Below are 26,501 nucleotides of genomic sequence, written 5' to 3'. Positions count from 1 at the left end.
GGCTTGTCGATGTGCCGTAAAACCACGAAAAACGTGAAAAACACATGTGCTTAACAAAAGAATAATTAACTGAATAATTAAGGATGTGAAACTATTCCATGAAAAAACAAGCGAGTTTAACTTGCGTGATGATTGTACAGCAATTAAAAGAGGAATTCTGGTTCCAATGGGAAGACACAATTATTACGGAAGCTGAAAATGGTAATATTCAGCCCTTAATGGAAGAACTAAATAAACGATTTCATAATAGAGGTTATGAAGTAAATGAGCTTTACGGAATTATTCATGATAAAGATGAGCGTTTAGTATGGAACCAGGAACAAATGAAAAACGTTATTGAACCAAAAGAAAAACACGCTCATATCTTGGTTAAATTTGCTAAAGGAGATACCTTAAATAACTTATCTGTTACCGCTGGTGTTGACCCACAGTATATAGAAAAAGCGAAAAGCGGGCGATACGGCTATGACAACTTGCTATCTTATCTCGTTCATGCAAAAGACCAAGACAAGTACCAGTATTCCCCAGATGAAGTTGTCACTGTGTCAGGCGAGGAATATACAAGTGTTTATAACAGACGTATGGAAACGTGGGTACGAGGTAGAGCAACAAAGGAAGCCAAGGCAACTGATCTAAGCGTAGATTATTTAGTGTCCGAAATTCTTGATGGAAAACTTACAAAAAGTCAAGTATTATTAACAAACGAATTTTATAAAGTTTATGCGTTACACAAGCGAAAAATCAACGATGCCTTTGATACCGCTGGCGAAAATAAAAGCTACCAAACAATTGCCGATTTAGATGCTGGAAATTTTAAGAAAACGATTTTATTTATTATGGCTGAAAGTGGCGCTGGAAAAACTGTTCTAAGTAAGAAAATCATCAGTATTTTACAAAGTGTCGCATTAAAACAAACAGAACAACGTTGGGATTATTGCCTAACGGCTTCTAACAATGCGTTTGATGAATACAACGGTCAAGACGTGTTATTTCTTGATGATATTCGTGGCGACAGCTTAAGTGTGTCTGACTGGTTGAAACTCCTAGACCCTTATACGATTAGTCCAATCTCTGCTCGTTATCACAATAAGATGGGTTCAGCAAAAGTGATTATTATCACTAGCACGAAAACACCATCAGAATTTTTCTCAATTGCCAAAAGTAACTTTCACGAAGACTTAGGACAATTTTTTCGTCGAATTGATTTACTTATTAGTATTGAAGACGATAAATTTCATTTGTCAAAATTTGAAAAAGCCCCACCAGCATCAACACAGTTTCCTTATATCATGAAGCCACCATCTCACTATTTTCGCTTTGATGGAACATATTACAAAAACCAAGCACTCGATAAAGTGACAAAAGTAACTATTCGTAATATGCAATGGAATAAAAAGAAGTCTGTCACCAAAGCCCGCAAAAGCAAAAAGGTGACAGACCACAATAAGTAGCAAGCCAAAAACTTGCTACTTCATTATACCATGTTCAGATACTCAATAAGGAACTTGAAAATGAAGGAGGCAAAATTTTATGGATGTCAAAATTCCTATCGAACTAACAGATGAATTCATTCAATCTGTTGCGACGTTAGTTTTACCACTATTAAAGGCAGAAAATGATAACAACCCTGTATTAAACGAATTGCCACTCTATCCGACACGTAAACAAGTAAAAGAAATCCTCCATATCGGAGATGAGCGCTTAAATCAGTGGATTTCTCAAGGTTTAAAAACAATCCCCTTGGGTAAAGAAACCCGTTTCGATCGTGAGGATTTAAAACGATTTGTGAATCAGCTCAAGGTCTAGTGCCTTGACTGATTCTTTCACAGTCATTATCATTGCTAGTATGAAAGGAAAAATCCTCTGAATATGCTGGCGAGTATGTAAGGAGAAATACGATGATTAAAAAATATAAAAAGAAAAATGGCACTATCGCTTATATGTTCAAAGCATACTTAGGCATAGACCCAGTCACAGGAAAGAAACGCTACACAACAAAACGTGGCTTCAAAACGCAACGAGAAGCAAAACAGGCATACTCACGTTTGATGGTGAAAGTGCAAGAAAATGATGTTGTCACAGATTCCAACAAATTATTTTCAGAACTTGCGGAAGAATGGATGAAGCAATACAAAAATACAGTTAAAGAAAGCACCTATGTTGTGCAACGTCTTGCGATGGAAAAACACATTTTGCCAATTTTTGGTGAATTGAAAATTTCCAAAATCACGATTCCATTCTGTCAGAAACAGGTAAATAATTGGTATTCCTATTACACTAAGTATTCAAATCTGATTGGATTGACTTCATCCGTTTTCAAATATGCTATTAGCCTGCGTTTAGTTCGAAGTAATCCAATGAACGGAATCATTCGACCAAAACGAAAGAAGAAAATTGACGAAGAAGCCTTTGTTGCACCTTACTACGCCAAAGATGAATTGCTTGAATTTCTCGATATTGTCAAAGCTTTTCCTGAACCCATCTATCCTATGTTTCGCATTCTTGCTTTTACAGGCTTACGAAAAGGTGAATTACTCGGTTTACGTTATAAAGATATTGATTTTCAAAACAAAACATTGTCTGTTAAACAAACTCTTGCAACAGTTGACGGTTGGAAATTGGAATTCCAAGTGCCAAAAACCGAAAAAAGCTTGCGAACAATTTCTCTTGATGATGAAACGTTAAAAGTGATTAAAAAGCATATGATTAAACAAAAAGCGTTCTTTCTGGAACATGGACTAAAAACAAAGGAAAATGGTGAACAACTCTTGTTTGCTACTTTTGAAAACAAACCCTATTACCTTGATTTTGTAAATCATAATCTTGAACGTATCATCAAGGAGCATAATTTGAAACGCATCACGCCACATGGATTTAGGCATACTCATTGTAGCTTACTATTTGAATCAGGTGCGTCTATCAAAGAAGTTCAAGCTCGTCTTGGGCATACCGATATCAAGACAACTATGGACATCTATAATCATCTAAGCAAGCGACAAACAGAAGAAACTGCGAATCGTTTCGCGAACTTTATGAGTGACACCGAACAGCTTCAGACAAAATCAAATTAACTCTGACTCTGGTATGGTCAAAAGTATGGTCAAAACGCAAAAAAAGCAGATTCCACCTAAAGTAGAATCTGCTAAACGTTGAATTATCAATGTTTTTCTTATTCCGCAGCGTTTTCGTCTTTGAGACCGTATTTTTTGTTGAAACGGTCCACACGTCCGTCTGCTTGTGTGAATTTTTGACGTCCAGTGTAGAATGGATGTGAATCAGAAGTTACTTCGACACGGATCAATGGATACGTGTTGCCGTCTTCCCACTCAACAGTTTCTTGAGAATTCTTTGTAGAACCTGATAAGAATTTGAAACCAGTAGTTGAGTCCATGAATACAACTGGATGATAATCTGGATGGATATCTTGTTTCATTTCTTCTTCTCTCCTTTGCCCTGGCTCATTTGCTTCACCAGAGTTGATTTGTCGATTTTACAACATGACTATCTTACCATGTTTGGATTTTAGATGCAATTATCTTTTTATATTTCTTTTTGGCCGCTTGTCTCCGAAATGGACATCATGAAAAGCCGCTAAAAACTCTTCATTCTTTTTCGTTTTGCGCAAGAATTGAATGAATTGTTCTGTGAACTCCAAGGAATCCCCCAACATGTTGTTGCGTAAGCGCCAAGTTTCTTCCAATTGTTCACTGCTCATCAGCAATTCTTCTTTACGGGTACCAGATTTCTTGATGTCGATCGCTGGGAAGACCCGGCGTTCTGCGAGGCTGCGAGAAAGCTGCAGCTCCATATTGCCGGTTCCTTTAAACTCTTCATAGATGACATCATCCATGCGGCTGCCGGTATCTACCAAAGCTGTGGCAAGGATCGTCAAACTACCGCCTTCTTCAATATTGCGGGCAGCGCCAAAGAATTTCTTCGGTTTGTACAAAGCAGCTGGATCGATCCCGCCGCTTAGTGTACGTCCGCTTGGAGGAACGACTAAGTTATAAGCTCTCGCCAAACGAGTGATACTATCCATCAAAATCACGACATCACGCTTGTCTTCCACCAAGCGCATCGCCCGTTCTAGTACCAATTCTGAAACACGGGTATGATTGCTAGGCTGTAGGTCAAAGGTTGAAGAAACCACGTCACCCTTGACACTACGTTCTAGATCAGTTACTTCTTCTGGACGCTCGTCGATCAAAAGTACGATCAATTCCACCTCAGGATAGTTGTCCGTAATCCCATTGGCAATTTCTTTCAATATACTGGTTTTCCCAGCTTTAGGCGGGGCAACGATCAGTCCCCGTTGACCAAAACCCACTGGCGCCAGCATATCGATCATCCGAGTCGAAAGACGTCCTGACGTTGTTTCTAATTTTAAATGACGGTTCGGATAAAGGGGCGTCAGCGCTGGAAAATGCGGACGCTCTTTGGCATCTTCTGGATCTTTGCCGTTAACAGACTCAACGTGCATCAATCCATAATAGCGTTCAGATTCCTTAGGCGGGCGCGCCTTACCTGCGACTTTATCGCCATTACGCAAACTAAACCGACGAATCTGTGAAGAAGAAATGTAGATATCTTCTGCACTCGGTCCATAGTTGATTGGACGTAAAAAACCATAGCCTTCTTGGCCTACGATATCCAAGATTCCTTCCATATAAAAGAAGCCTTGTTTTTCCGCCTGCGCCCGTATCACAGCCAATGACAATTCTTTTTTATTCATTTGGCTGTAATAAGGAATTCGAAACTCTTTGGCAAAGGTGTAGATCTCTTTTAAGGTTTTGTTTTCCAACTCTGCCATCGTAAGATAATCGCTCATAATTACTCCTCTATCATTTGAATATCAGCTCCAAGAGCCGTTAGTTTTTCGATGATATGATCATAGCCGCGCAAAATGTACTCGACATTAAAGACGCTAGTCGTGCCAGTCGCCATCAATCCGGCAATAACTAGACAAGCCCCTGCCCGCAAATCAGAAGCGACAACTTCTGCTCCGTGCAATTGGCTCGGTCCGCTGACAAAAATCATGTTGCCTTCTGTCGTTGCTTGTGCGCCCATCCGTGCTAATTCAGGAATATGGTTGACCCGTTTGGCGTAAATCGTGTCCATAATCTCCGATGTTCCCTTTGCTTTTAGCAATAATGGTGTGATCGGCTGTTGCAGGTCTGTGGCAAATCCCGGATAAGGATAAGTTTTCACAGTCGCTGGTTTCAACTCTTTTGAGGGATGCACATAGATTTCATCTTCGCTGATATCCATTCGCACACCGATTTCTTCCAATTTCGCAATGTAGCTTTCTAGATGCTCATAAATCACATTTTTGACTGTAATGCCTTCACCCGCTGCTGCGGCTAAAGAAAGATAGGTTCCTGCTTCGATTCGGTCTGGAATAATAGAATGACGACAACCGTGCAGTTCTTCCACACCTTCGATACGAATTTCATTGGTACCTGCACCTCTGATTTTCGCTCCCATATTATTTAAAAGGGTCGCGACATCAATGATCTCAGGTTCCCGTGCAGCATTTTCAATGATCGTTTTGCCTTTGGCTCTTACTGCTGCCAGCATTACATTGATTGTTGCTCCGATGGAGACCATATCTAAGAAAATCCGTTCGCCAGTCAAGCCTTCTTCTTCGGTACGCAAATACATGGCGCCATGCTCGTTGGTGACTTTTGCGCCAAGTGCTTCGAAGCCTTTGATATGCAAATCGATTGGTCGCGGGCCTAAGAAACAGCCGCCAGGCAACCCAACGACGCCTTCACCAAACTTCGCCAATAATGCCCCCATGAAATAATACGAAGCCCGTAGACTATTGATTTTTCCGTTAGGCATCGGGATCGAAACGATATTGGTTGGATCGATCTCTAGCGTATTGTTTTCAAAATGGGTCTTCACGCCCATGATTTCGATAATCTCAATTAATGAGTGCACATCTTGGATGTCGGGCACTCCTTCTAAAATGACCGGTGAATCAGCTAAGATCGCTGCCGGGATCAATGCGACTGCACTGTTTTTTGCGCCGCTAATGGTGACTTCACCTTTTAAGGGACGATTGCCGTTGATGACAATTTTTTTCATTGAATTCCACCTATACTCTTTTTTAATTTATGTGTATCATTCCAATTTTAGCACAGATTACACAAAGAAAAAAGATGCAGTATATTTTTGATCCCCGCATCAAGAATATTTTCTTAGAAAACAAAAAAACTCTTAGAATCAGTGATTCTAAGAGTTTTGATCTTTGATTAAGATTAAGCTTTACCAGCTGAACCGAACCAGTCGATGTGTTCTTCTGCATCTTTAACGATTGCAGCAACACCTGGTGCTAATAATTTACGAGGGTCGAATCCTTTGCCTTCTTTATCTTTGCCAGCTTCGATGTATTCACGAGTTGCTTTAGCAAATGATAATTGGAATTCAGTATTTACGTTTACTTTAGAAACACCCATTGAGATTGCTTTTTCGATTTGGTCTTGAGGAATACCAGAACCACCGTGTAATACTAATGGTACATCAGAACCTACTGCATCAGCGATTGCTTGTAAGTGGTCAAAAGCAAGGCCTTTCCAGTTTTCAGGGTATTGACCGTGAATGTTACCAATTCCGCAAGCTAGGTAATCAATACCAGTTGCAACCATTTGTTTACATTCTTCGATGTCAGCTAATTCGCCAGAACCGATGATTCCATCTTCTTCTCCGCCGATTGAACCAACTTCACACTCAACAGAAACGCCTTTTGCGTGTGCTTTTTCGACAACTTCTTTAGCCAATTTCAAGTTTTCTTCAAATGGTAAGTGAGAGCCATCAAACATAACAGAAGTGTAACCAACTTCGATACATTCCATTGCTGCATCGTAATCACCATGGTCTAAGTGGATTGCAACTGGAACAGTGATGTTCATTGAATCAACCAAGTTTGTAACGATGTCTTTAGCAACTTTGTATCCGCCCATATATTTGGCAGCACCCATTGAAGTTTGGATTAGAACTGGCGCTTTTTTCGCTTCAGCAGCTTTTAAAATCGCTTGTGTCCATTCTAAGTTGTTTGTGTTGAATCCGCCGACTGCATATCCGCCTTGACGAGCAGCTTTTAAGAATTCAGCTCCTGATACTACTGGCATAAAAAATTCCTCCTAAGTTTTGAAAAACTTTATTTGTTAAGCAATGCTTAACCGACAATGCTATTTTAGCAAAGATTTGCGGTATTTGCTACTAAAAAGAGGAATTTCTCTTTTCAAAAAAAGATTGCACAAATATAAAAATCCAGCATTTTCATCATCTTTTCTGAAAGTCTACGATTCTGTAAGGTTTTTCTCTTCTGTCTACGGTCGTTAGATAACAAATCGGCATGTGAAAATTCGAGAAAAATTTCACATATTTTTTCGTTATTTTATCATAATCTTCCAGCAAATCCTTTCCTCTTCTCTTTTGAGCATAAGAATAGCCTTGTGAAAGCGGCTATATTATTATGTAAAAAAGGAGGGATAAAATGAAAAAAGCGCTTATTGGATTTTTGGCAGTCATCGGAGTTCTTTTCTTGGCAAGCTGTAGCTCGGGGGCCAAGGAAGAAACCAAAACATTCACAATGGATCAAAATGGGGTTTCGATGGAACTGGTCTTCACTTATGAAGGCGATAAAGTAAAAACTCAGACTGCGAACAATGTCATGCCGTATTCAGCGATCGGGGTAACGACTAAAGAAGAAGCACAAACCGTGCTTGATCCGATCGCTAAGAAGTATCAGCAAGTCAAAGGGTTGGACTATTCCCTCGACTATACAGATAGTGAAGCGACTGAATCCTTGACCATCAATTATGATGAGTTGGATTATGATTCAGCGAAACAATTGCCTGGGGTTAGTTTCGAAGGAAACACTGAAAATGGGATCAGCATGGAACGTACAGAGGAAATGCTCTTAGACCAAGGGTATAAGCTAAAAGAATAATCCTCTCTAGGCACCAGCAAATCAACATGGGTTTCCCGCTGGCGGATTTCATTCGAACTGTTAGCGAAAAAAATAATGCATCAGTCAGAAACTTCCGGTCGCTTTGACGGAAGTTTTTTTGTGTGCAAAAAGGGATAGCTTCTACCAACGCTCAAGCAAGTTTCAACCTTTTACGGATTACTGGGATCGCACAACTCAAAAAAACTCCCCATCTTGAGATGAGGAGTTTCGCACATTCATTGCTTGATTTTGCCGCTAGCGATTATTATGCTTGGCGGTTGTCTAATGAAGCTCCAACAAAGGCTTTGATCAAGCGTTGTGGGCGAGTTGGACGAGAAATCAATTCTGGGTGGAATTGGCAACCCACGAAGAATTTGTTTTCTGGGATCTCAACGATCTCAACCAAACGATTGTCTGGTGACACACCTGAGAAAACCATCCCGTTTGCTTCAAAGATTTCACGGTATTTGTTGTTGAATTCATAACGATGACGGTGACGTTCTTGAACAACTTCCTCCCCATCATAAGCTGCAGCTGTTTTGGTGCCTTTTTTCACTTTACATGGATACAAGCCTAAACGCAATGTTCCACCTAAGTTTTCGATGTTTTCTTGGTCAGCCATCAAGTCAATGATGTTGTTGGCTGTTTCAGGATCTGTTTCTGCGGAATTGGCATTTTCCAAGCCAACGACATTGCGGGCATATTCCACACAAGCCATTTGCATCCCTAGACAAATCCCTAAGAATGGCACATCGTTTTCCCGAGCATATCGGATCGCTTCGATTTTTCCTTCAATCCCGCGATCACCGAATCCACCAGGAACAAGAATACCGTCTACTTCACCTAAGTAAGAATCCACGTTTTCTCGTGTGATTTCTTGGGCTTTGATCCAATCGATCTCGATGTCTGCATCAAAGGCAAAACCAGAATGTTTCAAGGCTTCGACAACTGATAGATAAGCATCTGGCAATTCCACATATTTTCCAACTAACGCGATGCGTACTTTTTTCTTCAAATTCAGCACCTTTTCTTCCAATGCTTGCCATTCAGTCATGTCAGCAACTGGTGCAGTCAGTTTCAAATGATCACACACGATTTGATCCATGCCTTGCGCTTGCAGTGCCAATGGGATCGAATACAGGGTCTCAACGTCACGAGATTCGATCACGGCTTCTGGTGCCACGTCACAGAATTGTGCCAATTTGTTTTTTGTTGATTGTCCTACAGGTTGTTCTGTCCGAACGACCAAGATATTTGGTTGAATCCCTAAGCCGCGCAGTTCCTTCACACTATGTTGGGTCGGCTTTGTTTTCATTTCGCCTGCTGCTTTCAAATAAGGAATCAGCGTCGTATGGATGTACATCACGTTGTCCGCACCTACGTCTGCCTTCATTTGACGCAAAGCTTCTAGAAACGGCAATGATTCAATATCCCCTACTGTTCCGCCGACTTCTGTGATGATCACATCTGAATCAGTCATTTTGGCTGCCCGCATGATTTTTTCTTTGATCTCGTTGGTGATGTGCGGGATCACTTGAACAGTCGCGCCTAAGTATTCTCCTTTACGCTCTTTCCGCAAAACTTCTGAATAGATTTTTCCAGTTGTTACATTTGAGTATTTGTTCAAATTGATATCGATAAAGCGTTCATAGTGACCTAAGTCTAAGTCGGTCTCTGCTCCATCATCGGTTACGAATACTTCACCATGTTGATATGGGCTCATCGTTCCTGGATCGACGTTGATGTACGGATCGAATTTTTGAATGGTTACTTTCAAGCCACGATTTTTCAACAAACGTCCTAATGATGCTGCTACGATCCCTTTACCAATAGAAGAAACCACACCGCCGGTTACAAAAATATATTTTGTCATAAACTGAAAAACTCCTTTAATCTATTTTACAGGAAAAGCATTTAGAAAATAATAAAAGCTCCCTATCCATAAATGAATAGGGAGCGAAAATTCTAAATCACTTTCTGACTCTTGTAAAGAGTGCCCAAACAGAATGATACATTCTCACCTCACAAATGTCAAGAAAACTTTATCTGATTTTTTCAGAAAAAACGGAGGTTTCCAAACGAAGCGCTTTACGCTTCGTTGCAGCTGGTTTCTTCTTTTTCACGACTAAGTTCTATGGTTATTCTTTCTTAAACAACCTTCATGTTTTCTGCACAACTTTTTGCAATTTTTTCATTGCTTCTTACGAAATCGTTGAACTCTCTTTGGCATAATACAAAGTGTAGATGAAGTCTGGCGCTTTACTCGTTTTGGTAAAAATGATCGGAACGTATTTCTGGTTATTTTTGGCAAAGACGAGGTGCAGGTTCGATTCCTGCCTTCTACGCTAATATAATTTTTCTTTTGCAGGATAGAGCTAACTATTCTGCTATTTTTGTCTGCCAAGTAATGTGCTCTGAATGATTATTCCCCAATAAGGAGTGCCCTCAATAAATACCAAAATTTGATTGCGCTTTTTGATTATCTTTGAGATTATAGATATATATTTAAATTATTTTTTTATGGCATCTTCCGGTAATCATTTACCGATAAGGAAACAATCAAATTCTGTTGTCTCCCAAAAGAGATTCTATAGAAGCCACAATTTTGGAGGAAGAAGACAATGACTGCTAAAAACCAAAAAGCACCAGATACTGTCAAGACACTAATCCGGCCTCGAAATCCTTTACAGATTTTTTTCGCATTCTTGCTCGTGATAGGGCTACCTACCATGCTTTATTGTTATTACTATAATTACAGTCCTTTCCCTAGTAAAAAAGTAGCTGGCGTTCCCAATAATCACCTTGTTCAGCTAAAGAACCCTATGGACCTTTCCAGTTTATTGTTGGATTTTGGCTCACAACTGAAATTTAACACAGTGGCTGAGTCCATGACGGTTTACTTTGATTATTATCAAAAAGGGGAGATAAAAGAACACAAAATAGTCGCTTCCCTGACAACAGAGCCAAGAAGTGATTATAATGGCTATTTGAACATAGGAATTACTAAGAGCGATTCTCTACTCTTCGTTGATTTATTTTCAAATGGCTCCTCATCAAATACAATGACCGACTTATCTAAATTCCACTATACGTCCCTTGGAGAAGATAGTTTATCTCCTACTGGAGCTAGTACTAGTATTCCCAATAACGAGCTTAACATTGAGAAAAAACAAGAAATTCCGTTGCTTTATATTGCCAAGGGCGGTGACGTCAAACTATATGCTGAAATGAAAAACAATCTATCTGAAGAAAATTTAAAAAGCGTTGAAAACGTCTATTACATTTACTTAATAGTAGAATAACGAAAAAAGACCAGTTCAGGATGCTGAGCTGGTCTTTTTTCTGTCACACTGTCGATTAATTCCGACGGTTGTTATTACCAAATAAAATAATCAAACGTAAGAGTTGCAATAAGGTTGCTACGGCAGCTGCGACATAGGTCAACGCTGCGGCAAAGAGCACTCTTCTCGCTTGTGGTACTTCCTCTTCTGTTAACAAGCCACCATCTGCCAAAATACGGATCGCCCGTTTTGAGGCATCGAACTCGACTGGCAAGGTCACTAATTGGAAAATAAACGCTAATGAGAAAGCCAACAAACCTAAGTTGATCAGAAACGAGCCTCGTAACAGTACCCCGATCAAAATCAACGGGATCGAGATGCTGGTTCCGATATTGGCGATCGGTACGATCGCATGACGCAAACGCAAAGGAAAATAGCCTTTGGCATCTTGGACTGCGTGACCACACTCATGGGCCGCAACACCGATTGCTGCTACCGAAGTTGATTGTGCGGTGGATTGTGATAAACTCAGCATTTTGTTGCCAGAATTGTAATTATCCGTTAAATCACCAGCGATCGCTTGCACACCAACATTATTGATTCCTTGGCTCTGCAAGATGTACTGTGCCGCTTTTGTGCCGGTAATATTATTTTTACTTCTGACTTTGGCATATTTGTTAAAGGTACTTTTGACATACGCTGACGCTGCTAGCGAAATCACCATACCGATAATTACGAGAATGAAAGTCGGGTCATAAAAAAAGCCGAACCCGTATCCGCCCATACCATACACGATAAAATTCCCCCTTTTAATCTTTGACCTTATTTTACCATTAAAGTGGTGAAAAAATTATGAAGATGACTGGAAGATTTTGTTTTTAACCTTTTTTTACAAATTCTGATTTTAGTTTCATTGGGCCGAAGCCATCGATCTTGCAATCAATGTTATGGTCGCCTTCGACTAATTTGATGTTTTTCACTTTCGTTCCTTGTTTGATGGCGCCAGATGCGCCTTTGACTTTCAAGTCTTTGATGACCGTTACTGTATCACCATCTACTAAAATATTGCCATTGGCATCTTTGTATACGGGTGCTTCTTCCGCCGCTTGTTGCTCTTGCCATTCGTTTCCGCATTCAGGACAAACAAACAGCCCGCGATCTTCATAAGCGTATTCAGATTGGCAATTTGGACAATTAGGAATTTGAGTCATAGTGTTGCTCCTTTAAAATATAATTTTCGCTGTAAAAAAACAACTCACCATCAGCATACCGAAAAACCACTAGTGGCGCAACCAAAAATCAGTGACCGATAAGCAAAAAAATCGCTTCTGTAGAGTAATAACAGAAGCGATAATTCACGTGTATCCGAAAAGGAACTACACAGAATTCATTTTTATTTCGAGAAATAATTTGCACAAGCATCGCCGATCCATTGGATGAGTTGTACCAAAAGGATCAACAAGAGAATCACCACAATCAAAATCGCCGTTTCATAGCGATAATAACCATACTGAATCGCTAAATCGCCAATGCCGCCTGCGCCAATCGTTCCCACCATCGCCGAGTAGCCTAAAAGACTGATCAAAGTTAACACAAATCCGCGAATCAAGGCTGGCAGACTTTCTGGTAAAATCACTTCGCGAATAATTTGCCCCGTCAATGCTCCGGAAGCGACACTAGCTTCAAGGACGCCATAGTCGATTTCGGCAAATGCGGATTCAGCGATTCGGGCGTAAAAAGGAATCGCGGCAATCGATAAAGCAATCGCTCCGCCCGCGGGGGTATAAGGATCACCGATCAGCATCGCTGATAACGGAATCAACGTAATCAATAAGATCAAAAATGGTAGCGAACGGATTGCATTGACGACAAAATCGGCCAGATGATGCAAGAAAACATTTTTATGAAAAAGGTTACTGCCGACTAAAAACAGGACTAATCCAATCAATAAGCCGAAAACTACTCCTATAATTGCTGAAGTTCCCACCATGAAGAATGTTTCCCATAGTGCTTGGGGCAGGTTTGTTTTTAAAATCTCAAGCGTATCAGCCATTTTTCTCACCTATCTTTCTTAGAGAAAAGACGTTCGCAGCTAGGTGTTCTCGGGCTTTTGCTGCTTCTTCGGCGGGTCCGGTCAAATAGATATACAAAATACCGATCACATCTTTTTTGATATACTCAATTTTTCCGTGGATAATATTGATCGATACATCATAGGCTTTGGCTACAGTCGAAATCAGCGGTTCTAACGTATACTCACCTTGGTAGCGCAATTCCAGCAAGTCGCCTTCCGTGAAGGATGCTAGAATTTCCTCGGGAAGCGTCAGATCCAAGTAGCGGCCTACCAGTTTTTTCGTAATAGGCTGTTTAGGCTGACTGAACAAGCCATAGGTCGTTTGTTCTTCAACGATGCGCCCCTTTTCCATCACTGCCACCCGATCAAAAAACTTACGGGCAACATCCAATTCATGGGTGATAAAGACGATGGTGATGCCTGTCTGTTCCTTGATTCGGATCAACAATTTCAAAATTTCTTCGGTCGTTTCAACATCTAACGCACTGGTAGCTTCGTCACACAACAAAATCTCAGGTTCGTTGGCAATCGCTCGTGCAATGCCGATCCGTTGCTTTTCTCCCCCAGACAAATTATTCGGATACTCGTGAATTTTGTGAGGCAGATCCACCATTTCCAACAGTTCCTTGATCCTCGCTTCTTGCTGATCTTGCGGATAATGCCCAGCGCGCAAAGCAAAGGCTAAATTTTCCTTGATGGTTCGATTATGGATCAGATTGAAATGCTGAAAGATCATCCCGATTTTTTGTCGTACTTCACGCAAGTGTTTCCCTTTGGCTTGCGTGATGTCTTGACCATCAATCAGAATTTGACCGCTAGATGGCACCTGCAGTAGATTCAACGTACGAACCAAGGTACTTTTCCCCGCCCCGCTCAATCCGACGATCCCATATACTTCTCCAGCTTGAACGGAAAAATCAACGGAATCCACTGCTTTTTTGATTTGTTTTTTATGAGTGAATGTCACTGATACTTGTTTTACTTCTATTTTTGCCATAGGATATGCCCTTCTTCTTACTCAGTCCAAAATTTCGGTTGATCAAAGTTGCTGAACGGTGATTCGGCAATCGCTTCTTTAAATGCGTCACTTTCTAATACTTCCGTAACTGCCTTAGCAAAATCACTGTCTTCTTCTTCGGAGGACACCACAAAGACATTTTTATATTCTTCTTTCAATGACTCCAACGCCAAAGCATCTGCAGGATCAAGAGAAGCCGCCCAAGCGAAGTTTCCTGGTACTAAAGCTAAATCAACTGTATCTAACGAACGAGCCAATTGGGCTGCGTCTAATTCTTTAAATGTCAGATTCTTCGGATTTTCTTCGATATCATTCACCGTTGCCTTCGTTTCGTCGATATTGTCTGCGATGGTGATCAACTCATTGGCAGCTAACAGTTGCAAGGTCCGAGCTAAATTTGAGGCATCATTGGCAATCGAAACAGTCGCCCCGTCTGCTAACTCATCCAAGCTGGACAGTTGCTTCGAATAGATGCCCATTCCCAGTGTGGGCACTTTTTGTAATGCCGTAAGAGATAACTGGTTATCTGCCGAAAATTTTTCTAGATAGGCCGTATGCTGAAACAAATTGGCATCGATTTGGCCATTCGCCAAGGCATTGTTCGGCTGAATATAATCATTAAACACTTTGGTCGTAAGTTGATACCCTTTTTCTTCCAGTAATGGAGAAATCACCTCTGTCACCATGTCCCCGTATGGTCCCGGCGCCACTCCAACGACTTTTTCTTCCACTGCATTTACACTGTTTTCACCGGACTGTGTATCCCCTGTGCTGCTAGTATTGCCACAAGCTGCCAATGTAAGTAAGACAGCAGCAGCAACTAATCCAACGACTCCCTTTTTCAACTGTTTCATTTTTTAGTTCCCCCTTTTTATAATAAAAAAACGTCCTTTCTCCATCATAGAGAAAGGACGAAACAACCTTGTTCGTGGTACCACCTTTGATTCATTGGCACAATCAGCCAACCTTATCAGTTTATCAACTGCTTTGCTATAACGGGCAATCCCGCTGCACGCTTGCTTTTGCTCACGTCCAAACGCTCCAAGGCCATCTTCAGTCAAACGGCTGTGCTCTTTCTCACCAATCCGAGCTCTCTGATCCAATCGAAACTGACTTACTCTTCTTATCATCGCGTGTTTTTTAATTTGTGTTTAACTATACGATAGCCTCAAATGAATGTCAATTCTTTTTTTCACGAAAATATCATCTTTTTGCAATAACTTTCACAGTGTTTACAGAGTCAAATTCTCATCTAGAATCAAGCCTTCAGAGACCATAACCGCATCACCGATCAATTCTAATGCGCCCTGATCAACATCAACTTCTACCGTTAACTCGCCACCTAACACGTGCAGCAAGACATTCGCTGCCGCTTGCTGGTGACGTTTGGTCACGACATACGCAGTGGCACCAGAACCTGTGCCGCACGCATAGGTAAAACCTTCCACCCCTCGTTCATACGTGCGAACGATCAGCTCACCTTTCTCGTCTTCTTCATAGAAATTGACATTGGCCCCTTTTGGGAAAACTTCCCAATAGCGAATTTCTTTGGCAAGTTCAGCTAGCTGTTCCAACTCAGTTTCTGCCAGACCAGGATAGTGAACCACCGCATGAGGGATTCCTGGATCACCCAATTCCACATAGTCCACGAAAGAAACCATTGGATTCGGGTACGCTTGATCAAATGTAGTCACGGTCGGTGGATTCAAGGTTACTTTGTAGTGTTTTGCCGACAAGCGCCATGCGGGGACATCGCCAGCAACTGTTTCGATGGTCATCTGCTCGCCAGCAATTCCCTTCTCAAAGGCATAACGGGCAATACAGCGAGCGCCGTTGCCGCACATTTCTGCTTCGGTCCCATCAGCATTGTAAAACCGCATCCGAAAATCAGCGGTTCCTGTGGGAAAATCCACTGCCATGACTGCATCCGCGCCGACAGAAAATTTCCGATGGCAAACTTGAGCAGCAAATTGCGACAGTTGTTCATGGGAGAATTTCAATGTGCGGTTATCGATTACGATAAAATCATTCCCCGCACCTTGCATTTTTGTATAAGGAATCGTCATGTTGTCACCTGCTTTTCAAAATTTTACTTGCTGGAAGCTTCTTCTTTTAGAAACGAAGGAACCACTTCATTTTGCAGCATTTGCTCGTAGGACTGGCGTTTAACGGCTAATTCCGCTTGGCCATTTTCCACAAAGACGACTGCGGGTATCTGTAAATTATTGTAGCTGCTGGCCATCGAATAGCCGTAAGCTCCTGTTGCGAACGTAGCAAACAGATCCCCAGTTTCAACGGGCGGTAATGCAAGATCTTTTACTAAGATGTCTGTGCTCTCACAAGCTTTACCAGAAATGGTGATCTTCTGTGTCGCTGCTTCGGAAGCGCGGTTGGCTAAGATCCCAGTATAAGTTGCTTGATAAAGACCAGGACGAATATTGTCTGTCATGCCACCGTCAATGCTGGCGTATGTTCTGATTCCCGGCAATGTCTTGATACTGCCGATGGTGTGCAAACTAATGCCTGCTTCTGCGACGATACTGCGACCGGGTTCAATAACGATGGTCGGACGTTCGCTCTGGTGCTGCGCATAAAAGGCGTCGATTTTTTCCATCACAGGATCTAAAAAGTAGCTGTAGGGTTGGCGAATATCTGCATCTGTGTATCGAACGCCAAAGCCGCCGCCAACATTTAGTTCTTTGATCCAATAATCAAAACGTTCATGAATGGTTTGGACAAGGGCCAAAGCCGCATCAACTGCCGCTAGATGTGAGCGATTGTCCGACAATTGACTGCCGACATGAAAATGCAGGCCATAGAAATCCAATTCAGGTGCTTGAATCACTTCTTCCACTAACGGAAATAAGATTTCTTCATCTAAAGGAATCCCGAATTTTGAATCTTTTTGTCCGGTCGAGATAAATTGATGGGTGCTGACCGAAACCTCGGGTGTGATGCGCAACAAGATTTTAGCAACGACTTGCTTTTCTTGACATAACGCGCGGATCAAGCCGACTTCTTGAATGCCATCAACGATGATCCGTCCCACGCCATAATCAAGGGCGGCTGCTAATTCTTCAATGGATTTGTTATTGCCGTTAAACTCGATGTGTTCTGCTGGAAAATCAGCTTGGATCGCTGTATACAGCTCCCCACCGCTAACCACGTCTAATGAAAGTCCTTCTGACTTGATCACTTGCAGCATCGCTGTAGTACAGAAAGCTTTGGCGGCATATGCTGCTCGTGTCTTGCTGTAGCGCGTCAAAAACTGCGCCTGAATCTTTTGGCATTCTTCGCGAATCTCCGAAACGGAATACACGTAAAGGGGGGTTCCAAAGGTTTTTGCCAGCTCAACGGTATCGCAACCGTCAATGTATAAGTGATTGTTCTTGATTTCTTTTGCCATCGCTTTACTCCTTGTCTGTCGGCTCGTTCAACGCCTCGATCAAACGAACGTAGCATTCGATGCCTTGCAATAGATTTTTTTCGTCAAAATTCATTTTGCTGCTGTGTAAAGGGTGGACATAGCCTTTTTCTTCATTTCGGGTACCCACAAAGAAAAAGACGCCTGGGATCTCCTTTTGGTACATCGAAAAATCCTCTGCCAACATATATGGCGGTGTTTCTCGGTAGCTCTCCCCGACCACTTTTTCTAACACTTCCACCATCTCAGGATCATTGTCCACGACACGATAAAGATGTTCGAATTCAACATCCGCCGTGCAATCATATCCTTTGGCGATTTCTTGTGCGACAGTGGTGATTCTGCGCGTCATCGTTTCATAGACTTCATCTTCAAACGCCCGCATCGTTCCTTTTAAAACGACCTTGCCGGGAATGATATTTTCCGCATCTCCCCCATGGATCTTCCCAAAAGTGATGACCCCAGCAGAAAGCGGGCTGATATTGCGTGAAATGATCGAATGCAATCCTTGAATGATCGCAGCCGCAGCTAAAATGGCATCATGTCCTTGATGAGGCTGGGCACCATGGGCACTCGTGCCGTTGATCGTTAGATTGATCTCGCCGTTACGGGCCATCATCGGACCTTTCCGACTCGCAATGACTCCTTCGGGAAAATCTGGGAAGACGTGCAGCCCCACGATTTTTTCCACGCCAAAATCTCGTAAGATGCCTTCATCGATCATCAATTGAGCACCACCGGGGCTTTCCTCGGCTGGTTGGAAAATCAAAACGATCGTTCCACGAATCACTTCAGGATGCGTCGCTAAGTATTTGGCAAACCCTAGCATCGTTGCCATATGGCCATCATGACCGCAGGCGTGCATTTTTCCTTCATGTTTGGAAACAAAGGAAACACCGGTCTCTTCTTTGATCGGCAGTGCATCGATATCCGTTCGAAAGGCCAGCGTCTTTCCTGGGCGATTGCTGCGAAAGACAGCAATCAAGCCGGTTTCAATCACTGGATAGATTTCTTTGATCCCAAAGGATTGCAACTGACGCAGCAAGTATTCCTTTGTTTTGAACTCAGTTAACCCTAATTCAGGGATTGTATGTAATTCACGACGAAAACGAACCACGTCTTCGGTTAATTCTTTGACTGCTTGCGATACTTGCATGTTAAAACACCTTTCTATACATTCCTTTTAAAAATATCCATAAAAACCAGCGAATATTCAGTTTTTCATTGATATTGTTTAATATTATAGTATATAATTCGAATAATCTATAGTATAAATTGTCGAAATGTTTCGATTTTTATTGAAAAATTTACCCCTCGTTTTGGTACACTTATACGTAGAGTTACGAAAAATAAATTGGTTGAAAGGATGTGTCGTAGTTTGACAATATTCAAAGGTTCTGGCGTTGCGTTGATCACCCCTATGCTTCAAGATGGTTCGGTGGATTTCGATAAGCTGAAGGAGTTAGCGGAGTGGCATGTGCAGCAAGGAACGAATGCAATCATTGCATGCGGTACGACCGGTGAAGCATCCACGTTAGACGATGAAGAACATATCGCGGTGATCGAAGCGGTGGTAAAACAAGTTGCTGGTCGAATCCCCGTCATCGGCGGAACAGGCTCCAACAACACCCAACATGGGATCCATCTTTCAAAAGAAGCACAGCGCGTTGGTGCTGACGCATTATTGGTTGTAACACCCTACTACAACAAAGCGACCAAGAAAAGTTTAGTCGCTCACTATGAAGCAATCTGTCAAAGCGTTGAGCTGCCAGTGATCTTATACTCCGTCAGCTCAAGAACCGGCTTAAATTTAACACCTGAAGCCGTGGCAGAACTGAAAAAAATCCCTAATATCAAAGGCATCAAAGAAGCCAGCGGTGACATTTCGCAAATCGCAGAAATCGCTCGTCTTGCGGATGATGACTTTGCGATCTATTCAGGAAATGACGATCAAGTAACCCCAATTTTAGCTTTAGGTGGCTCTGGCGTGATTTCAACGATCGGCAATATCGCTCCGAAACAAACGGCACAACTCGTTGCTGATTTCTTAAATGGTGATGTAAAAGCAGCTATCAAAGAGCAGTTGCGACAAAAACCGTTGATCGATGCGATTTTCAGTGAAGTAAATCCTGTGCCGATCAAAGCAGCGGTCTCCTTGCTAGGCAAATGTGAATTGCATTATCGTTTGCCTTTGGGTGTCCCAGAAGATGCGACTCTCGTTCATTTAGAAGAAGAAATGACCAATTACGGATTGCTGTAAGGAGGAGTTTTTGGTGAAACAAATTTTATTAAGCGGTGCAAACGGTCGCATGGGCAAAGTGTTGCAAATCCTGATCGCAAAGCACCCTCAGTTAGAAGTGGCCGCCGGCTTGGATCGTACCGAGCAGTTAGATGGTCCGTTTCCGATCTATGATCGTCCAGAAAAAATCACGCAGCCGATCGATTTGGTGATTGATTTTTCTCATTATAGCAATGTCCCTGCCTTGTTGAACTATTGTGTCGAACAGCAGCTGCCAATCGTGGTTGCTACAACTGGTTTGACGGAAGACACGCAGATGATGCTGCCGTTGGCTGCTAAAGTGATTCCGGTTTTCTATTCTGCCAATATGTCGTTGGGGATCAATGTACTGATCAAAGCACTACAAAGTATCACCCCCGCATTAGAAGCTGACTTTGACATTGAGATCATCGAAAAGCATCATAATCAAAAACTTGATGCACCAAGCGGTACAGCTTTGCTATTGGCAGATAGTATCAATGACAGCTGCGAAACAAAAAAAGAGTATCTCTACGGGCGTGAAGGCAGTGATCTAGTAAATGACCGCAAGCAGATGGGCATCCATGCCGTTCGCGGCGGAACGATCCCTGGGGAACACATTGTCATCTATGCTGGGCAGGATGAAATCATTGAATTAAAACACACTGCGCTCTCCCGCGAAATCTTCGCCAATGGTGCACTAAAAGCAGCGGAATTTTTAGCCGATCAACCAGCCGGTTTTTATTCCATGCAAAATCTAATCGACAAGTAAAGGTGGTCTCTCATGACAGAATTACAATTTTCCGATCCTTATCAATTAGCAAAATATATCAAAGAAGCAAATAAACAAACACCTGTAAAAGTCTATATCAATGGAGATCTTGGCGATGTCCAAGCAGATGGCATCCAATTGTTTGGTAACGGCACCTTCTATTTCGTGGTTGGTGACAGTGAAAAAGTAGCTGAGTTTTTAACCGCGCACCAAGACAAAATCACCGATCACTATCTGGAAAATGATCGCCGCAACTCAGCGATTCCTTTGTTGGACTTGACGAAAGTCGATGCCCGTATCGAACCAGGTGCCTTTATCCGGGACCAAGCCATCATTGAAAAAAATGCCGTTATCATGATGGGGGCAGTGATCAACATTGGTGCTGTGGTTGGTGAAGAAACCATGATCGATATGGGGGCGATTTTAGGTGCCCGGGCAACCGTTGGGAAAAAAGCCCATATTGGCGCTGGTGCTGTCTTGGCTGGCGTTCTTGAGCCACCTTCAGCAAGCCCAGTCATCATTGAAGACAATGTTTTGATCGGCGCAAATGCCGTCGTCCTTGAAGGCGTCCGTGTCGGCGAAGGTGCAGTCGTTGCTGCCGGTTCTGTGGTGACGGAAGATGTCCCTGCTGGAGCAGTCGTTGCTGGCTCACCAGCTAAAGTCATCAAAATGAAAGACGAGAAAACGAAAAGCAAAACCGAATTTTTAGACGATCTACGGGGGTAAACTTCTTATTTTCTCGTAAATACGCAACAAAAAAACGCAGTGCCGGTTCAGTGATGAGCCTGCGCTGCGTTTTGTCTAAAAAAGGGCGTGCCGAAAGCTTTTGGCACGCCCTTTTTCTATTGGCAAATGTGCTTGTAAAAGTGTTTATTCTGCTTGAAATTCTTTGATCGCTGCTTGGATCTCTTGATAGATCACTGCAACTTCTTCAAGGTCTTTTGCATTTGCTCCACTGGCAAGCGGATGTCCACCACCATGATGGCGTTTGGCGATCTCATTGATCACTGGACCTTTCGAACGCATCCGCACCCGGTAATAGCCTTCTGGTTGTTCGACAAAGATCGCCCAAGCCATCACTTCGTCGATTTTCCCTGGTAAGGAAACGACTGCTGAGGTTTCCGAATCTACTACGCCAAAACGCTGCTGCAATTCTTGTGATAGGATCACTTTGCCAGCACCAATCTCATCAATCTCGATGTTTTCGTAGACATACCCTGAAAGGCGAGCAACACTGCGAGAGACTTGATCCAATTGACGATTGATCTTCGGAGCATCGAAGCCGTAATCCAATAGTTCAGCCGCTAAGCGCAGGGTTGTCGCTGTCGTTGCCGGATATAAAAACCGTCCAGTATCACCAACAATGCCCGCATATAACAGACGAGCCGCTTCTTGCGTCATGGTCAGCTCGTTTTGAAACATTTGCCAAAACGAAACGATCATCTCACTACAGCTGCTGGCTTTCGTATTGACCCAAACCAGCTCTCCGTAAGGTTCATCATTAGGGTGATGATCGATTTTGATCAATTTCGCCCCTTGATCATAGCGTTGGTCACTGATCCGTGGTGCATTGGCCGTATCTGTAACGATCACCAGCGCCCCTTTATACAAATCATCAGGGATCGTCTGCATCAGCGCCAAGTAATCCAATCCTTCAACGGGTCCGCCAACTTGATAGATTTCTTTTTTGGGAAAACTAGCTCGTAAAATTTCTGCCAACCCCACTTGTGATCCTAATGCATCTGGATCAGGGCGCTGGTGCCGATGGATAATGATCCGGTCGAATGCTTTGATTGTTGCAAGTATTTCTTCTTGTACCTTCATGAATGGTCTCAACTTTCTCTCTAAAATTTTTCCATAAGTGCCGTTTTCGATGATTTATGGGCGTTCCATTACTTGGCATACCACGATCGCTTTTGCCACTAAGGAATTTTCGATCGATACTTCGATATCGATTTTCGCCGAACGTCGCCCCAGTTCTAGAATCTTCGGTTGAATGATGATCTCGCTTTCTAATTGGATCAAACGGAAGTAATGCAGATTGACTTGCTCGATCCAGCTATTGCGTCGTTGATTCAACTGCATCGTACGTTTCGCCGTATTAGCGATTACTTCACTCAAGACACCAAAAGAGATCGTTCCGACTTCATTAACCATTTGGGGCGTCACCGCAAAGCTGAAATACGGCTGCGGCAATTTGTTCCCTTCAAAATCTTGTTCGATAACTTGCATCTGTCCCGAGATTTGGTCAGAAATCGTATCTGAAATTTGCGTTTGTCGTTGGACCATCTGCATCGCTTTCATAATGTCTTGGCGTGTGACAATCCCAATCAAAGAAAGGTCATCAGCTACGACGGGCATCACTTCTAAGCCATCCCAAATCATCTGATGGCTGGCAGAGGCCACACTCATCTCTTTTTTTACGACCCGTGGTTCCCGGGTCATGATTCGTTCGATGATCTGCGTATCAGGCTTTTCTAAGACATCTTTGGCTGTGATGATCCCAACGACCCGCATATTCTTGTTGACGACTGGATAGCGGGAGTGATTGGTAGACTCCGAAAGCAGTTTGTAATCCTTGACCGTATCAAAGGTGTGCAGATACTTGGTTTTTTCCAATGGCATATAAATGTCACTCACCAGCATAATGTCCTTTTTGATCAGCTGGTCGCTTAAGGCACGGTTGATCATCGTTGCCACGGTAAAGGTGTCATAGGTCGTTTGTAAAATCGGCAACTCCAATTCGTCTGCTAAACGACAGATTTCCTCTGTTGTTTCAAAGCCTCCCGTGATCAAGACGGCTGCGCCATCCTCCAGTGCCAACTTGTGGACTTCGTTGCGGTTTCCGACGATCACTAAGGAGCCAGGCGTGATGTAGCGTTCCATTGCTGATTCTTTCATGGCGCCGATAACAAATTTGTTCAAGTCTTTGTCCAAACCGGCAGCGCCGCCCAAAACATCACCTTCAATGATTTGGACGACTTCGCCGAAAGTTAGTTTTTCAATGTGTTTTTTTAGTTTTCGTTCGATACGGATGGTTCCGACACGCTGGATCGTTGAAACCAAGCCGATATTTTCCGCATCTTTGATCGCCCGATAGGCTGTTCCTTCACTGACATTCAAGTCTTTTGCGATTCCCCGCACCGAGATGCGATCGCCTACAGGCAGATTCTCGATATGCGCTAAAATCAAGTCGTGTTTTGTCGCCATAATTATCCCCTATTCCTACTACGAATCTTCCTGTTGCTTAAACTTCTAATGTCTCACCGACTGCAAGGATCTGGCCCACACCTGCCGGCAATAAATTCACGAAGGTTTGCGGATCTTGCTTGATCATTGGAAACGTATTGTAATGGATCGGTACTACTTTGCTCGCGTTTAAAAGGGCCGCTGCTGTTGCGGCATCTTGAACGCCCATCGTAAAATTATCCCCGATCGGTAAAAATGCCACATCGATGTCGAAACGTTCACCGATCATCGCCATATCGCTAAAGAGTGCAGTATCTCCAGCGTGGTAGATGGTTTTGCCTTCTGCTTCTAAAATGATTCCAACAGGATTGCCCATATAGATCATCGTTCCGTCTTCTTCAAGGCCAGAGCTGTGTTTTGCTTCCACCATTGAGATTTTGCCAAACGGAAACTCAAAAGAACCTCCCATATTCATGCCATGCGTCTCAGCAACGCCTTTGTGGGCTGCATAGCGGCAAATTTCAACGACACTGATCACTGGCGCTTCATTTCTTTTGGCGATCGGCACCATATCCCCAATATGATCACTATGACCATGCGTGATCAAAAGCCAATCGGTTTCCACTGTCTCTGCATCTAAATCAGTCAGAGCATTTCCAGTAATAAAAGGGTCAAACAACAATTTTTGGCCATCCGCTAATTGGATAGCAAGCACTGAGTGTCCGTGATACGTGAGTTTCATACAACATTCCCCTTTCCATCTAAGTAATACAGTCTAATATTTTTCATTATAACAGATAACGCCAGAAATCCAAAAGCACAAATTCTGGCAACTTTAATACATCCGTCCTTTTTCTGGTTCTTGTCAAGAAAAATAAAAAAACTGTTCTACCCTTTCTGAATAAGGAATAGAACAGTTCGACCTGATGACTTCAAGCGATCATAGCGTTTTCTTACGCCCGCCTTGTTTATAGATGCGCCAGACGGTTAAGAATAACGCTGTGATGCAAAGAAGGAACGCACCAAAGAAGGTGATTTTCATGCCATAGGCAAAAATATCTGCCCGACCTGCGATATAGGTCGTCACATGCTTTCCATACGCTTGACTCATTGCTGCATAGAGAATCGTCGTTGCTAAGGATATCCCTAACACCATGCCCAAATTGCGGGCAAAGGAATTTAGACTACCTGCCACCCCAAGATTTTCTTTGGTGACACTGCTCATTACCATCGTATTGTTTGGGGATTGGAACAACGAATTGCCAAGTCCCATGATGGCAGTGGCAACGATATAATACCAAATCGGCGTATCCTGATTCATAAACATATACATCAGCTGAGTGATGGACAGCAACGCTAAGCCAGCTAAGACCAAAATCTCCGGTCCTACACGGTCCGTCAAATAGCCGCTAAGTGGTGAACCAATGACCATCATCAAAGGAAAGACCATCATCAGCATTCCTGCCACGCTCGGCGTTAAGCCTCGGGCACTTTGCAAGTAAAAGGGAATCACGACATTGACAAAAAAGTTTGCAGAAAAGATCAGCAACGCCGTGATCAGGCTCATGGTGAAAATTTTATTACGAAAGATCCCAAAGGTAATCAGCGGTTTGCTCACACGCGCTTCTACTCGCAAAAAGACGATGAATGCCACTAAAGCGATCCCACCCAACAGCAGCGGCAGCCACGTTAGAAAGCCACGCTCTTGTCCAAGAAAAATGCCGCCGAAGAAGCTGATAATTGCAATTGAAAACAGCACAAATCCGGTTTTATCGATGGAATCATGACTCATGGTAATATCTTTTGGTAACACCTTTTCTCCAGCAATCATCGTCAGAATACCGACAGGAACATTGATCCAAAAAATAAACGGCCAAGAAAAATGCGCCAAAATCACTCCGCCTAATCCAGGACCGGCGATGGAGCCTAACGAAACAAAGGCACCAATCATCCCTAAGGCGCGTCCTCGTTCACTCATAGGAAAAACTTCAGTAATGATTCCGGTATTCGTCGCCATCGTCATGCTAGCACCGATCGCTTGCACCACTCGGGCAAATAAAAGAAATGCTAAGGAGTGATTAAACCCGCATAACAGCGAACCGATAATAAAAATTAGCATTCCCAAGCGGAAAACTTTGATTTTGCCCCAACTGTCCCCTACCTTACCGAATAATAAAAGGCAGGCACAAACGATCATCAAGTAAACGGACACGACCCATTCCGCTTGATTCATAGGTACACCCATATCTGCCGAGATCGTCGGCAATGCGATATTTACGATACTCCCATCCAGTGTTGACATAAAGGTAAACATCGAAACAGCAATGAGAATCCACCACTTTCTCTGTTGTACTACTGGGTTTTCTTGATAACTATTCACAAATCGACCATCCTCTCTTTGCTTATTTTGTTCCTCTAGTCTTAGGGGGACAACTTTGTATTATTGATCGAAATCCATTCGCCGTCAATCCTTATCTGCCCATTCACGATCAAAATAAGGGGCATTTATTGAAAAAACGCCGCCTGTTT

At 42.8% G+C, this 26,501-nt stretch carries 25 protein-coding genes and 1 other annotated feature; of the genes, 8 read left to right on the top strand and 17 right to left on the bottom strand.

Annotated elements, in window-relative coordinates:
- Positions 1 to 98: 98 nt before the first annotated feature.
- From IGI89_RS08045 to IGI89_RS08035, 3 genes are all read left to right on the top strand, one after another.
- Positions 99 to 1,451, top strand: coding sequence for a Rep family protein (locus tag IGI89_RS08045; RefSeq protein ID WP_034704841.1), 1,353 nt, complete (start codon positions 99 to 101; stop codon positions 1,449 to 1,451).
- Between the two features lie 79 nt (positions 1,452 to 1,530).
- A complete protein-coding gene (locus IGI89_RS08040; RefSeq protein ID WP_003127381.1) occupies positions 1,531 to 1,806 on the top strand; it encodes a helix-turn-helix domain-containing protein in 276 nt (91 codons plus the stop codon).
- Between the two features lie 92 nt (positions 1,807 to 1,898).
- On the top strand, positions 1,899 to 3,071 hold the full coding sequence (locus IGI89_RS08035) for a site-specific integrase (RefSeq protein ID WP_003127380.1): 1,173 nt from the start codon (positions 1,899 to 1,901) through the stop codon (positions 3,069 to 3,071).
- A 98-nt stretch (positions 3,072 to 3,169) separates the two neighbouring features.
- Here the strand turns inward: IGI89_RS08035 and IGI89_RS08030 are convergent, their stop codons facing one another.
- The 4 genes from IGI89_RS08030 to IGI89_RS08015 form a co-directional block, all read right to left on the bottom strand.
- Positions 3,170 to 3,433, bottom strand: a complete 264-nt coding sequence (locus IGI89_RS08030; RefSeq protein ID WP_003127378.1) for a type B 50S ribosomal protein L31 — start codon at positions 3,431 to 3,433, stop codon at positions 3,170 to 3,172.
- 99 nt (positions 3,434 to 3,532) lie between these two features.
- Positions 3,533 to 4,828 (bottom strand): transcription termination factor Rho, encoded by a 1,296-nt coding sequence (gene rho / locus IGI89_RS08025; RefSeq protein WP_005233978.1) that lies wholly within the window; start codon positions 4,826 to 4,828, stop codon positions 3,533 to 3,535.
- A gap of 2 nt (positions 4,829 to 4,830) precedes the next feature.
- Entirely contained in the window at positions 4,831 to 6,090 is a 1,260-nt protein-coding gene (locus IGI89_RS08020) for a UDP-N-acetylglucosamine 1-carboxyvinyltransferase (protein WP_005233977.1), read from the bottom strand.
- A 173-nt stretch (positions 6,091 to 6,263) separates the two neighbouring features.
- A complete protein-coding gene (locus tag IGI89_RS08015; protein WP_005228297.1) occupies positions 6,264 to 7,133 on the bottom strand; it encodes a class II fructose-bisphosphate aldolase in 870 nt (289 codons plus the stop codon).
- Positions 7,134 to 7,501: 368 nt separating this feature from the next.
- Between IGI89_RS08015 and IGI89_RS08010 the strand changes: the two genes are divergently transcribed.
- On the top strand, positions 7,502 to 7,957 hold the full coding sequence (locus IGI89_RS08010; protein WP_005228292.1) for a YehR family lipoprotein: 456 nt from the start codon (positions 7,502 to 7,504) through the stop codon (positions 7,955 to 7,957).
- Between the two features lie 265 nt (positions 7,958 to 8,222).
- On the opposite strand, the gene IGI89_RS08005 is transcribed toward IGI89_RS08010, so the two are convergent.
- Positions 8,223 to 9,830: a CTP synthase gene (locus IGI89_RS08005; RefSeq protein ID WP_008380521.1), complete on the bottom strand. Its 1,608-nt coding sequence runs from the start codon at positions 9,828 to 9,830 to the stop codon at positions 8,223 to 8,225.
- Between the two features lie 748 nt (positions 9,831 to 10,578).
- On the opposite strand from IGI89_RS08005, the gene IGI89_RS08000 reads away from it, so the two are divergent.
- Positions 10,579 to 11,259, top strand: coding sequence for a hypothetical protein (locus IGI89_RS08000; RefSeq protein ID WP_086298064.1), 681 nt, complete (start codon positions 10,579 to 10,581; stop codon positions 11,257 to 11,259).
- A 55-nt stretch (positions 11,260 to 11,314) separates the two neighbouring features.
- On the opposite strand, the gene IGI89_RS07995 is transcribed toward IGI89_RS08000, so the two are convergent.
- The 8 genes from IGI89_RS07995 to IGI89_RS07960 form a co-directional block, all read right to left on the bottom strand.
- Entirely contained in the window at positions 11,315 to 12,022 is a 708-nt protein-coding gene (locus IGI89_RS07995) for a zinc metallopeptidase (protein ID WP_438735849.1), read from the bottom strand.
- A gap of 94 nt (positions 12,023 to 12,116) precedes the next feature.
- On the bottom strand, positions 12,117 to 12,449 hold the full coding sequence (locus IGI89_RS07990; protein WP_005233964.1) for a zinc ribbon domain-containing protein YjdM: 333 nt from the start codon (positions 12,447 to 12,449) through the stop codon (positions 12,117 to 12,119).
- A gap of 182 nt (positions 12,450 to 12,631) precedes the next feature.
- Positions 12,632 to 13,291, bottom strand: coding sequence for a methionine ABC transporter permease (locus IGI89_RS07985; protein ID WP_438735511.1), 660 nt, complete (start codon positions 13,289 to 13,291; stop codon positions 12,632 to 12,634).
- Positions 13,284 to 14,309, bottom strand: a complete 1,026-nt coding sequence (locus tag IGI89_RS07980) for a methionine ABC transporter ATP-binding protein (protein ID WP_438735510.1) — start codon at positions 14,307 to 14,309, stop codon at positions 13,284 to 13,286. Before IGI89_RS07980 ends, IGI89_RS07985 begins: the two co-directional genes overlap by 8 nt.
- A gap of 17 nt (positions 14,310 to 14,326) precedes the next feature.
- Entirely contained in the window at positions 14,327 to 15,184 is an 858-nt protein-coding gene (locus IGI89_RS07975; RefSeq protein WP_144330897.1) for a MetQ/NlpA family ABC transporter substrate-binding protein, read from the bottom strand.
- Between the two features lie 50 nt (positions 15,185 to 15,234).
- Positions 15,235 to 15,469, bottom strand: a binding site (T-box leader).
- A gap of 93 nt (positions 15,470 to 15,562) precedes the next feature.
- Complete coding sequence (dapF, locus tag IGI89_RS07970; RefSeq protein WP_086298072.1) at positions 15,563 to 16,396, bottom strand: diaminopimelate epimerase; 834 nt, start codon at positions 16,394 to 16,396, stop codon at positions 15,563 to 15,565.
- Between the two features lie 23 nt (positions 16,397 to 16,419).
- Positions 16,420 to 17,736, bottom strand: coding sequence for a diaminopimelate decarboxylase (gene lysA, locus IGI89_RS07965; RefSeq protein ID WP_005233959.1), 1,317 nt, complete (start codon positions 17,734 to 17,736; stop codon positions 16,420 to 16,422).
- A 4-nt stretch (positions 17,737 to 17,740) separates the two neighbouring features.
- On the bottom strand, positions 17,741 to 18,910 hold the full coding sequence (locus tag IGI89_RS07960; RefSeq protein ID WP_016621702.1) for a M20 metallopeptidase family protein: 1,170 nt from the start codon (positions 18,908 to 18,910) through the stop codon (positions 17,741 to 17,743).
- Between the two features lie 222 nt (positions 18,911 to 19,132).
- Here IGI89_RS07960 and dapA point away from each other — a divergent pair, with 222 nt between their 5' ends.
- From dapA to dapD, 3 genes are read left to right on the top strand one after another with little or no spacing between them, the layout of a single operon-like run.
- A complete protein-coding gene (gene dapA, locus IGI89_RS07955; RefSeq protein WP_008380503.1) occupies positions 19,133 to 20,014 on the top strand; it encodes a 4-hydroxy-tetrahydrodipicolinate synthase in 882 nt (293 codons plus the stop codon).
- A gap of 13 nt (positions 20,015 to 20,027) precedes the next feature.
- Entirely contained in the window at positions 20,028 to 20,783 is a 756-nt protein-coding gene (dapB, locus tag IGI89_RS07950) for a 4-hydroxy-tetrahydrodipicolinate reductase (protein WP_086316561.1), read from the top strand.
- A 12-nt stretch (positions 20,784 to 20,795) separates the two neighbouring features.
- Positions 20,796 to 21,509 carry a 2,3,4,5-tetrahydropyridine-2,6-dicarboxylate N-acetyltransferase gene (gene dapD, locus IGI89_RS07945; RefSeq protein WP_142437704.1) on the top strand — a complete coding sequence of 238 codons (714 nt, stop codon included), beginning with the start codon at positions 20,796 to 20,798 and terminating at the stop codon, positions 21,507 to 21,509.
- A gap of 144 nt (positions 21,510 to 21,653) precedes the next feature.
- Here the strand turns inward: dapD and IGI89_RS07940 are convergent, their stop codons facing one another.
- The 4 genes from IGI89_RS07940 to IGI89_RS07925 all read right to left on the bottom strand — a co-directional run bounded on the left by IGI89_RS07940 (position 21,654) and on the right by IGI89_RS07925 (position 26,352).
- Positions 21,654 to 22,607, bottom strand: coding sequence for a DHH family phosphoesterase (locus tag IGI89_RS07940; protein ID WP_008380500.1), 954 nt, complete (start codon positions 22,605 to 22,607; stop codon positions 21,654 to 21,656).
- 54 nt (positions 22,608 to 22,661) lie between these two features.
- A complete protein-coding gene (locus IGI89_RS07935) occupies positions 22,662 to 23,993 on the bottom strand; it encodes a DRTGG domain-containing protein (protein ID WP_005233948.1) in 1,332 nt (443 codons plus the stop codon).
- A 37-nt stretch (positions 23,994 to 24,030) separates the two neighbouring features.
- Positions 24,031 to 24,714 (bottom strand): metal-dependent hydrolase, encoded by a 684-nt coding sequence (locus IGI89_RS07930; protein ID WP_086316563.1) that lies wholly within the window; start codon positions 24,712 to 24,714, stop codon positions 24,031 to 24,033.
- A 198-nt stretch (positions 24,715 to 24,912) separates the two neighbouring features.
- The gene (locus IGI89_RS07925; protein ID WP_016612801.1) at positions 24,913 to 26,352 is read right to left on the bottom strand and encodes an MFS transporter; all 1,440 of its coding nucleotides are present in this window, start codon (positions 26,350 to 26,352) and stop codon (positions 24,913 to 24,915) included.
- Between the last annotated feature and the right edge of the window lie 149 nt (positions 26,353 to 26,501).

The organism is Enterococcus sp. AZ141 (assembly GCF_051714385.1).
GTDB lineage: Bacteria > Bacillota > Bacilli > Lactobacillales > Enterococcaceae > Enterococcus_D > Enterococcus_D entomosocium.
The sequence above is the reverse complement of the archived record's forward strand: the minus strand, read 5'-3'. Positions and strand labels throughout refer to the sequence as shown.

What these genes read in the sequence shown, in the direction of transcription:
- IGI89_RS08030 (WP_003127378.1), bottom strand. Translation starts at nt 3,433, where the DNA reads ATGAAACAAGATATCCATCCAGATTATCATCCAGTTGTATTCATGGAC.
- IGI89_RS08035 (WP_003127380.1), top strand. Translation starts at nt 1,899, where the DNA reads ATGATTAAAAAATATAAAAAGAAAAATGGCACTATCGCTTATATGTTC.
- dapF (WP_086298072.1), bottom strand. Translation starts at nt 16,396, where the DNA reads ATGACGATTCCTTATACAAAAATGCAAGGTGCGGGGAATGATTTTATC.
- lysA (WP_005233959.1), bottom strand. Translation starts at nt 17,736, where the DNA reads ATGGCAAAAGAAATCAAGAACAATCACTTATACATTGACGGTTGCGAT.
- IGI89_RS07940 (WP_008380500.1), bottom strand. Translation starts at nt 22,607, where the DNA reads ATGAAGGTACAAGAAGAAATACTTGCAACAATCAAAGCATTCGACCGG.
- IGI89_RS07990 (WP_005233964.1), bottom strand. Translation starts at nt 12,449, where the DNA reads ATGACTCAAATTCCTAATTGTCCAAATTGCCAATCTGAATACGCTTAT.
- IGI89_RS07985 (WP_438735511.1), bottom strand. Translation starts at nt 13,291, where the DNA reads ATGGCTGATACGCTTGAGATTTTAAAAACAAACCTGCCCCAAGCACTA.
- rho (WP_005233978.1), bottom strand. Translation starts at nt 4,828, where the DNA reads ATGAGCGATTATCTTACGATGGCAGAGTTGGAAAACAAAACCTTAAAA.
- IGI89_RS08020 (WP_005233977.1), bottom strand. Translation starts at nt 6,090, where the DNA reads ATGAAAAAAATTGTCATCAACGGCAATCGTCCCTTAAAAGGTGAAGTC.
- IGI89_RS07980 (WP_438735510.1), bottom strand. Translation starts at nt 14,309, where the DNA reads ATGGCAAAAATAGAAGTAAAACAAGTATCAGTGACATTCACTCATAAA.
- IGI89_RS07995 (WP_438735849.1), bottom strand. Translation starts at nt 12,022, where the DNA reads ATGGGCGGATACGGGTTCGGCTTTTTTTATGACCCGACTTTCATTCTC.
- IGI89_RS07930 (WP_086316563.1), bottom strand. Translation starts at nt 24,714, where the DNA reads ATGAAACTCACGTATCACGGACACTCAGTGCTTGCTATCCAATTAGCG.
- IGI89_RS07935 (WP_005233948.1), bottom strand. Translation starts at nt 23,993, where the DNA reads ATGGCGACAAAACACGACTTGATTTTAGCGCATATCGAGAATCTGCCT.
- IGI89_RS08015 (WP_005228297.1), bottom strand. Translation starts at nt 7,133, where the DNA reads ATGCCAGTAGTATCAGGAGCTGAATTCTTAAAAGCTGCTCGTCAAGGC.
- IGI89_RS08045 (WP_034704841.1), top strand. Translation starts at nt 99, where the DNA reads ATGAAAAAACAAGCGAGTTTAACTTGCGTGATGATTGTACAGCAATTA.
- IGI89_RS08010 (WP_005228292.1), top strand. Translation starts at nt 7,502, where the DNA reads ATGAAAAAAGCGCTTATTGGATTTTTGGCAGTCATCGGAGTTCTTTTC.
- IGI89_RS08040 (WP_003127381.1), top strand. Translation starts at nt 1,531, where the DNA reads ATGGATGTCAAAATTCCTATCGAACTAACAGATGAATTCATTCAATCT.
- IGI89_RS08005 (WP_008380521.1), bottom strand. Translation starts at nt 9,830, where the DNA reads ATGACAAAATATATTTTTGTAACCGGCGGTGTGGTTTCTTCTATTGGT.
- dapD (WP_142437704.1), top strand. Translation starts at nt 20,796, where the DNA reads ATGACAGAATTACAATTTTCCGATCCTTATCAATTAGCAAAATATATC.
- IGI89_RS07975 (WP_144330897.1), bottom strand. Translation starts at nt 15,184, where the DNA reads ATGAAACAGTTGAAAAAGGGAGTCGTTGGATTAGTTGCTGCTGCTGTC.
- IGI89_RS07960 (WP_016621702.1), bottom strand. Translation starts at nt 18,910, where the DNA reads ATGCAAGTATCGCAAGCAGTCAAAGAATTAACCGAAGACGTGGTTCGT.
- IGI89_RS08000 (WP_086298064.1), top strand. Translation starts at nt 10,579, where the DNA reads ATGACTGCTAAAAACCAAAAAGCACCAGATACTGTCAAGACACTAATC.